Origin of the sequence: Acinetobacter sp. RF14B (genome assembly GCF_006864105.1) — a bacterium.
Classification (GTDB): Bacteria; Pseudomonadota; Gammaproteobacteria; order Pseudomonadales; family Moraxellaceae; genus Acinetobacter; species Acinetobacter lwoffii_C.
In genome coordinates this window covers 1-7,963 of the sequence record NZ_SMTB01000101.1, presented here as the reverse complement: position 1 = coordinate 7,963, position 7,963 = coordinate 1, and the positions used below count along the sequence as shown (strand labels likewise).

8 protein-coding genes are annotated in these 7,963 nt (G+C 46.0%); all 8 read left to right on the top strand.

Annotation, left to right across the window (positions count from 1 at the left end; genetic code table 11):
- Positions 1 to 380: 2-amino-4-hydroxy-6-hydroxymethyldihydropteridine diphosphokinase (gene folK, locus E2K52_RS12370; RefSeq protein WP_151205376.1), on the top strand; the 380-nt coding region annotated here is incomplete at its 5' end.
- A gap of 52 nt (positions 381 to 432) precedes the next feature.
- Positions 433 to 1,242 (top strand): 3-methyl-2-oxobutanoate hydroxymethyltransferase, encoded by an 810-nt coding sequence (panB, locus tag E2K52_RS12365; protein WP_151205375.1) that lies wholly within the window; start codon positions 433 to 435, stop codon positions 1,240 to 1,242.
- A gap of 1 nt (position 1,243) precedes the next feature.
- Positions 1,244 to 2,092 carry a pantoate--beta-alanine ligase gene (panC, locus tag E2K52_RS12360; RefSeq protein ID WP_151205374.1) on the top strand — a complete coding sequence of 283 codons (849 nt, stop codon included), beginning with the start codon at positions 1,244 to 1,246 and terminating at the stop codon, positions 2,090 to 2,092.
- A 19-nt stretch (positions 2,093 to 2,111) separates the two neighbouring features.
- Entirely contained in the window at positions 2,112 to 2,963 is an 852-nt protein-coding gene (rapZ, locus tag E2K52_RS12355) for an RNase adapter RapZ (RefSeq protein ID WP_151205373.1), read from the top strand.
- Positions 2,960 to 3,229, top strand: a complete 270-nt coding sequence (locus E2K52_RS12350; protein ID WP_151205377.1) for an HPr family phosphocarrier protein — start codon at positions 2,960 to 2,962, stop codon at positions 3,227 to 3,229. The genes rapZ and E2K52_RS12350 overlap by 4 nt, the downstream gene beginning before the upstream one ends.
- A gap of 2 nt (positions 3,230 to 3,231) precedes the next feature.
- Entirely contained in the window at positions 3,232 to 3,765 is a 534-nt protein-coding gene (gene yjgA, locus E2K52_RS12345) for a ribosome biogenesis factor YjgA (RefSeq protein ID WP_151205372.1), read from the top strand.
- A 609-nt stretch (positions 3,766 to 4,374) separates the two neighbouring features.
- Positions 4,375 to 5,637, top strand: coding sequence for a sensor histidine kinase (locus tag E2K52_RS12340; RefSeq protein ID WP_151205371.1), 1,263 nt, complete (start codon positions 4,375 to 4,377; stop codon positions 5,635 to 5,637).
- Between the two features lie 88 nt (positions 5,638 to 5,725).
- Positions 5,726 to 7,963: bifunctional [glutamate--ammonia ligase]-adenylyl-L-tyrosine phosphorylase/[glutamate--ammonia-ligase] adenylyltransferase (gene glnE / locus E2K52_RS12335; protein WP_151205370.1), on the top strand; the 2,238-nt coding region annotated here is incomplete at its 3' end.

Genomic DNA, 7,963 nt, shown 5'->3' with positions numbered 1-7,963 from the left:
ATTTATATCAAAGCCCGCCCATGGGTCCACAGGACCAGCCGAACTATTACAATGCTGTGGTGCAACTGGTCACAGACCTTGCAGCGCTGGACTTGCTGGATCAGCTGCAGGCCTTTGAGCAGGAAGCAGGCCGGGTGCGTTTACGACACTGGGGCGAGCGTACGCTGGATCTGGACTTGCTGATTTATGGCGATGAACAGATTCAGCATGAGCGTTTGATTGTGCCGCATGTGGGAGTGCTGGAGCGCGACTTCGTGCTGCTGCCTCTGCTGGATATTGATCCTGAATTACAGCTCAATGGACATATATTAAAAGACCTTGACATCGTTAAGCACTCAGCCTTGACGGTCTTCGATCGCACCAACTGGGCAAATATTTAATTTTGAAATAATTGGCAGTTCGAGAGAACTTCAAAAATAGAGGAGTATCTTCATGATCAGTCTCAGTGATTTAAGACGATATAAGGCTGAAGGACGTAAATTTTCTTGCCTGACTTGTTATGATGCAAGTATGGCTAAAGCCATGGAAATTGCCGCAGTCGACAGTATTCTGATTGGTGATTCCTTAGGTATGTCCATTCAGGGTCGCGACTCAACACTGCCTGTGACTGTAGAAGATATGGCCTATCATACGGCAGCGGTACGCCGTGGCAATCAGCATGCTTTGATTATGACCGATCTGCCATTTATGAGTTATGCCACTTTAAATGATGCCTTGCAAAGCTCGAAAACTGTAATGCAGGCTGGTGCGCAAATGGTCAAGATGGAAGGTGGCGCATGGCTGTCGGAAACGGTTCAGGTATTGACCCGTAACGGTATTCCGGTGTGTGTCCACCTGGGCTTAACACCGCAGTCGGTGCATGTCTTTGGCGGTTATAAATTACAGGCACGTACCCGTGCAGCCGCAGATCAGTTAATTGCAGATTGCAAGGCGGTGGTTGAGGCGGGTGCTGCACTACTTTTACTGGAGTGTGTACCTGCGCAACTGGGTCAGGAAATTACTGAGCTGTTCCCGCATGTTCCGGTCATTGGAATCGGGGCAGGGTCAGCGACCGATGGCCAGGTACTGGTGGTACAGGATATGCTGGGCTTGACCTTTGGTCATACTGCAAAATTTGTACGTAACTTTATGCAAGAGCAATCGGGTGCAACTGCCATTCTGGATGCATTCAAAGCCTATCATGCGGCAGTATTGGATGGCTCATTCCCGGCACCTGAACAAACATTCCAAGTCGAGTTGTAACATGAAAACAGAAACAACCATCCAAGGTTTATCAGCTTCACTGAATCCTGCACGTTCGGCACGTAAAATGATTGGCTTTGTACCGACCATGGGTAATCTGCATCAGGGGCATCTGAATCTGGTACGTGAAGCACGTAAGCTATGTGATGTCGTTGTGGTCAGTGTTTTCGTTAATCCGATCCAGTTCGGACCGAATGAAGACTTTGATAGCTATCCACGTACCCTGGAGCAGGATCAGCAGCTCCTGGCGGAAGCCGGTTGTGACATCGTATTTGCTCCAAGCGTGGAGCAGATGTATGGTAACAAGCCACGGTTGACCAATATCAGTGTAGCTGAGATCACCAATGACCTGTGCGGTTTGCAACGTCCAGGCCACTTTGATGGTGTTGCTGTTGTCGTGACAAAATTGTTTAATATTGTTCAGCCAAACTATGCGTTCTTTGGGCAAAAAGATTATCAGCAACTGGCTGTGATCCGTCAGTTTGTCCAGGATCTGAATATTCCTCTGGAAGTGATTGGTGTACCGATTGCACGGGCGGAAGATGGTTTGGCACTCAGTTCACGAAATGGATATTTAAGTGAGCAGGAGCGTGCAACTGCACCGGTGATTTTCCAGAGTCTGCAAGCCGCTGAGCAGCAGTTACATGCTGGCCAAACGCTGGAACAAGTATTGAGAGGCATTCGTGAAACGCTGACCGATGCCGGACTTGTAGTCGACTATGTGGAAGCACGTAGCCTGGAGCTACAGAAAATTCAGACGTTTAATCAAGATGTGGTGATATTGGTGGCAGTAAAACTCGGTACCACACGTTTGATCGATAACTTGCAGGTCAAGTACGCAGTTGGCTAGGATGAAAGGATGGTAGGGCATGAAGCGCATTTTAATTGTCACGGGGCAATCTGGTTCAGGTAAGTCATCTGCTTTGCAGGTACTGGAAGATCTGGGTTATTACTGTATTGATAACTTGCCTTTGGCCTTACTTCCTGAGATTGTAGCAAAACTGGACAATGACAATAATCTGGAATTGCTGGCACTCGGGGTCGATGTGCGCAGTACCCGGGCGGATCTGGAAGAGTTTAATCATGTGTTTGAGCAGCTACAGCAGCATGGCTCGGTCGATATCATCTATTTGACCACACAGGATCAGGAGTTGATCGCCCGCTTTAGTGCTTCACGTCGTCCACATCCTCTGGCTGCACGTTTTAAAAGCCTGAATCAGTGCATACAGGAAGAAAAAATCCTGCTGATGCCGATTCAGCTGCGCTCTACCGTGCACATTGATACCACCGATAAAAGTGTGCATGACCTGAAGCATACGTTATTGTCCCGACTGGGACAGACCGATCAGCTGATTTTGATCTTACAATCCTTTGGTTATAAGCACGGGATTCCTCTGGATGCCGATTATGTCTTCGATGTACGGCATTTGCCTAATCCACACTGGGAAATTGAACTTCGCAAGTTTTCAGGCCTGGATCAGCCGGTGCAGGAGTTTTTGCAAAAAAGCGCTCAAGTCGAAGATATGTTTCAGGATATTTATCATTTTCTGGACAAGTGGCTGCCGACCTTTGCTGAAGGACATCGTCATTATATAACGGTGTCTATTGGTTGTACCGGCGGGCAGCATCGCTCTGTTTATATTGTGGATAGACTAAAAAAAGCGCTTGAGGCAAAATGGTCTATTCAAGTCCTCCACCGAGAAATGAAGCACTGGTCATGATTGATACGACTGTTGACGTGATTAATAAACTGGGTTTACATGCGCGTGCATCTGGTAAACTGATTGAAGTAACGACCAAGTTTCGTTCCAGTATCCAGATTGGAAAGGCGAACAAACTGGTAGATGCGAAAAATATCATGTCCCTGTTGATGCTCGGTGCAGGCAAGGGAACCACTTTACGCTTGGTGATTGAAGGCGCAGATGAGGACATGGCCTTATCTGAAATTCAGGCACTTTTTGCAGCAAAATTTTATGAGGCAGATTAATCGTGGCACGTCGACCGCACAGTTTTACTGAAGAAGACTTTGAATCTTTAGAAGGACGTGCAAGTAAAACTGAACAGAAAAAAGCCGTCCAGCGGATGGCTGCTTTGGGCGCACAGCTGGCTGAGCTCAGTGTAAAGCAGATCAAAAATCTGCCTGTAGAAGAGCGTCTGATTGATGCTTTGCTGGATGTACAGAGCATCGGCTCCAATGAGGCACGCCGTCGCCAGTTTCAACGGATTGGCAAACTGCTGCGGAATGAAGATGAAAGCATAATTTTGTCTTATTTAACCCCAAAACAGGGTTTAAAGAAGACTGCTCAGCTGCAACGCTGGGTCGAACGCATGATCAAAGATGGTGATCCGGTCATTAATGACTTTAGCAAAACTTATAATGCAGCAGAGCGTCATACCATTCGCCAGCATGTTTTGCGGATTCACCGCGATTTGAAAGCTCAGGCTGATGAAGCGACTCTAGCCGAGTCCAAGCAGAAGCTATTCAACTATGTGCAGCAGGTGGCATTGATCTCGGATAACTAGTTTCTTATCAAAAAGCGGCTTTAGTAGCCGCTTTTTTTTTATGGTTAAAACTTGTTTCCAATTTTTAGAAGCTAACGCTAGATTTCGGTTAATTGTAAACTAATGTAGTTTTTGTAGTAGAAACGTGGATTATCTTATTGCCTAAGTTGCTTTCTTCTGGAGGTTTTCGGGAGCATTATTTAAGTATTATTAAATAAAAAGAAAGGCTTTCGTTGTTATAAATTCAACCTGTTACTCAATTTTTGAGCTCTAAATAACAGGATTTAGAGGGGTGAAATATCATTCATTTCTTTGACCAGTTGTTAAAATACTCTTATTTACTGTAGTTCATCAATATGGAGGAAATATAGAGAAAAGATGAACTTATTAAGGTAATTAATATTGTCTTCACTATATTGTATATAAAGTTATACTTACTTAAAGCTCTTCTTAATATTCGTAGGTCGCTGTTTTAACAAAGAAATGTATCTCAATAGAAATTAATTAACAATTTCTTTGCTTATGATGGAAGTTTTTCTACTTTAGAAAGTATAGAATCTTTGTTATTGCTTGTATAAATTTGGTCTATCGTATTAATTTTTCCACTAACTATCATAAATAGAGGCAGACATGGAACTAAAACTGCTAGAGGTCGGACAGAATACGGAGCAATTAAGCTCGTGCCGTATATCTCTCATTTTAGGTGTCTATACCTCCAATAACTTATTAGATACCTTTTGTAAGATTTCCCGAAGGATTTTAGGCGTTAAAACCAGTATTCTAGGCTTTCATGGTGAGCCCTATATCTGGTACAGCTGTGCACAGGGTTTTCGTGCCCTGCACGCACTTCAGGATCAAGAGCTACCCTTTAAAGAAGCAGATGTGGTGACCCAGTTGCATCCTGATTACGCCGAGATTTCCCAGTATGTTGAAAATCTTGGAGTCGCTCATCAGCGCTTGGTGGCTTTTAATCTTAAAGAAGCTGCCAATTCCTCTTTAGGGCAAGTGGTTTTCTTTGATGATGAAGCTGCGCCTTTCGATCCTGAAGACGTGGCCACGGTCAAACAGTTGGCAGAGAGTCTGGTGGGCCGGATTCGCCTGAGTGCAGAATATGATGAGTTGAAAGAGTTGCATGAACAGCAATGTGCGTTGAATTTCAGTAAGACCAAATTCTTTCAGATTATCGCCCATGACCTGCGAGCGCCATTCCATGGCTTGCTGGGCTTTTCAGAAGTCCTGTCGCAAGAGCGCGATACTCTGGATGAGGCCAGTGCACAGAATATTGCTGACTATTTATATGACACGGCTCAATCGACCTATAATCTGCTTGAAAGCCTATTAACCTGGGCGATGGCTGAGGGTGGACGCTTTGTTTATCATCCAATTAATTATGAGCTGAAGCAGTCCAGTAAAATTGTCTGTGACGTGCTGAAGAGCCTGGCTTTGAAAAAGAATATCGAGCTTATCGATAATATTCCGGAAAGTATCAAAGTCCATGCCGACATTAATATGATCACCTCGGTATTACAGAACCTGGTATCCAATGCCCTTAAATTTACTCCGGTAAATCAAGGGGGGCAGGTGATTCTGGATGCTGAGATGGAGGGTGAGCAAGTCAAGATTACGGTTCAGGATACAGGTCTGGGTATGACTGATGAGCAGATACAAAATCTGTTCAAGCCGAATTTGGTTGTCACGGTCAAGGGAACGAGCGAAGAGAAAGGTGCCGGTCTGGGATTGGTGCTGTGTAAACGTTTTATTGACCTGAATCAGGGGCAGATCAGAGTAGAGTCAAGAGAAGGTCACGGCACCACTTTTACTGTACATTTGCCGAAAGTGATTAATGAACACCAGGCTTTGGTGATTGAAGACCGGCAGTTAGAAAAATCCTGAAAATAGGTCAGTTTCCGCCTAAAACATTCCCCCTGAGATCGAACTCCTGCTATAACTAAGCAAAAAGTTTCAGGGGAAGAATGGAGCGATGAACGCCGTCCAGTTGCAGAAAACCTTAAGAGCCAGCCAATATGCTGAGCAGGTACTTGCCAAGCATCAGGCCAGCTTAGAGCAGGATTATGCGGTTGATCAGTTTCAGGGTTTCCTGAGTAGAACCGAGATTGATCACTTGATTCAGGTTGCTGTCGGGCAAATACATGATGAAGCTGAATGGATGCGCGCCTTGCGTCTGCTCCGTGCTCGCTTGATGTTCCGCTGGATCTGGCAGGATGCCAATCAACTCACCCATGTCGTTCAGCTCACCCGCGAACTCTCCGATTTTGCTGATGCTGCCATTTGTGTCGCCAAAGATTTTGCACGTATTTCGCTGGTTGCCAAATATGGTGAACCGATCGGGTATAACGGCAAGGTGCAGGACCTGATTGTCATCGCCATGGGGAAATTGGGGGCACAAGAACTTAATCTTTCTAGTGATATTGATCTGGTTTTCGCCTTTGATGAACAGGGTGAAAGCAATGGGCGTAAATGCATTGATGTGCAGCAATTTTGTATTCTGTGGGGGCAAAAACTTATTCATCTGCTGGACCAGATTACAGCCGATGGTTTTGTCTTTCGGGTGGATATGCGCCTGCGTCCCTGGGGGGAGGGTTCTGCATTGGCCATTAGTCATGTCGCCTTGGAAAAATACCTGAGTCAGCATGGCCGTGAATGGGAGCGTTATGCCTGGATTAAAGCACGTATTGTCAATCCGAGTCCGGAAGGTGATGAACTGCTGGACATGACCCGTCCTTTTGTGTTCCGTAAATACGTCGATTACAGCGCATTTGAAGCCATGCGTGAAATGAAAGCCATGATCGAGCGTGAAGTACAGCGCCGGAATATTGAAGATGATATCAAGCTCGGTGCCGGTGGTATTCGCGAAGTCGAATTTATTGTGCAGGTATTTCAGTTGATTTATGGCGGCGCCAAACTGGAACTGCAAGACCGTCAGTGCCTGGTAAACCTAAACCATCTGGATGATGCGGAGTTGCTGGATGAGCAGGCAGTGGCTGATCTGGAAGATGCCTATCTGTTCCTGCGTCGGGTGGAGCACGCCATTCAAGCCTTGAATGACCAGCAAACCCAGTGTCTGCCGGTTGAGCCGGATTTGCGCCAGCGTTTGGTCGATACCTTGGGTTTTGCAGACTGGTCTGAATTTATGCATGTTCTGGATCAGAAACGTGCCAAGGTCACCTATCAGTTTGAGCATCTGATTAAGGAAACCGGGCCAGATCCTGAAATCAAAAGTTTTGCCCAACTCGAACAGCGACTTGATGAAGTATTGGATGACTCCGCCAAAAATTTGGTGCATGAATTCTGGTATGGACATGCCTTAAAAAAATTACCTGCCAAGGCCACTCAGCGTCTTAAAACCTTTTGGCCTTATCTGATCGAAGCGATTCTGAAATCAGATAAACCGAAAACTGCATTGGTCCGGCTGATGCCGCTGGTCGAATCTGTGATGCGTCGTACCGTCTATCTGGTGATGCTCATCGAGAGTAAAGGCGCTTTACAGCGACTGGTTAAAATGGCAACGGTCAGTCCGTGGATTTGTGAAGAACTTACCCATTATCCGGTCTTGCTGGATGAGTTTCTATCTATGGATTTTGAACTGCCTAAACGTCAAGATCTGGAGGATTCTTTACGCCAGCAATTGCTGCGTATTGAATTGGACCAGATTGAAGACCAGATGCGTGTACTGCGCCTGTTTAAAAAATCCAATGTACTAGCGGTGGCCGCCAGTGATGTATTGGCGGAAAGTCCACTGATGAAAGTCTCCGATGCCCTCACGGATATTGCGGAAGTATCGGTGAATGCTGCCTTACAGCTGGCCTATCAGATTACCGTGAAAAAACATGGTTTCCCGCTAGATGCGGAAGGCCAGCGTTGTACCTTAGATCATATGGCTTTTACCGTGATTGGTTATGGTAAGGTCGGCGGGATTGAACTCGGTTATGGCTCGGATCTGGATCTGGTGTTTATTCACTATATGGATGAACAGGCTGATACCAACGGGCTAAAACCAATCAGTGGTTTTAAATTTGCGATGCGTGTAGCGCAAAAGTTTATGTCATTGATGACGACACAGACCTTGGATGGCCGCGTCTATGAAGTCGATACCCGTTTACGTCCATCTGGCGAAGCAGGCCTGCTGGTCACCAGCCTGAAAGCCTTTGAGCATTATCAGCTGAAAAGTGCCTGGTTGTGGGAACATCAGGCGCTGGTG

Coding starts and splice junctions, on each gene's coding strand:
- panC (WP_151205374.1), top strand. CDS start 1,244: ATGAAAACAGAAACAACCATCCAAGGTTTATCAGCTTCACTGAATCCT.
- E2K52_RS12350 (WP_151205377.1), top strand. CDS start 2,960: ATGATTGATACGACTGTTGACGTGATTAATAAACTGGGTTTACATGCG.
- panB (WP_151205375.1), top strand. CDS start 433: ATGATCAGTCTCAGTGATTTAAGACGATATAAGGCTGAAGGACGTAAA.
- E2K52_RS12340 (WP_151205371.1), top strand. CDS start 4,375: ATGGAACTAAAACTGCTAGAGGTCGGACAGAATACGGAGCAATTAAGC.
- rapZ (WP_151205373.1), top strand. CDS start 2,112: ATGAAGCGCATTTTAATTGTCACGGGGCAATCTGGTTCAGGTAAGTCA.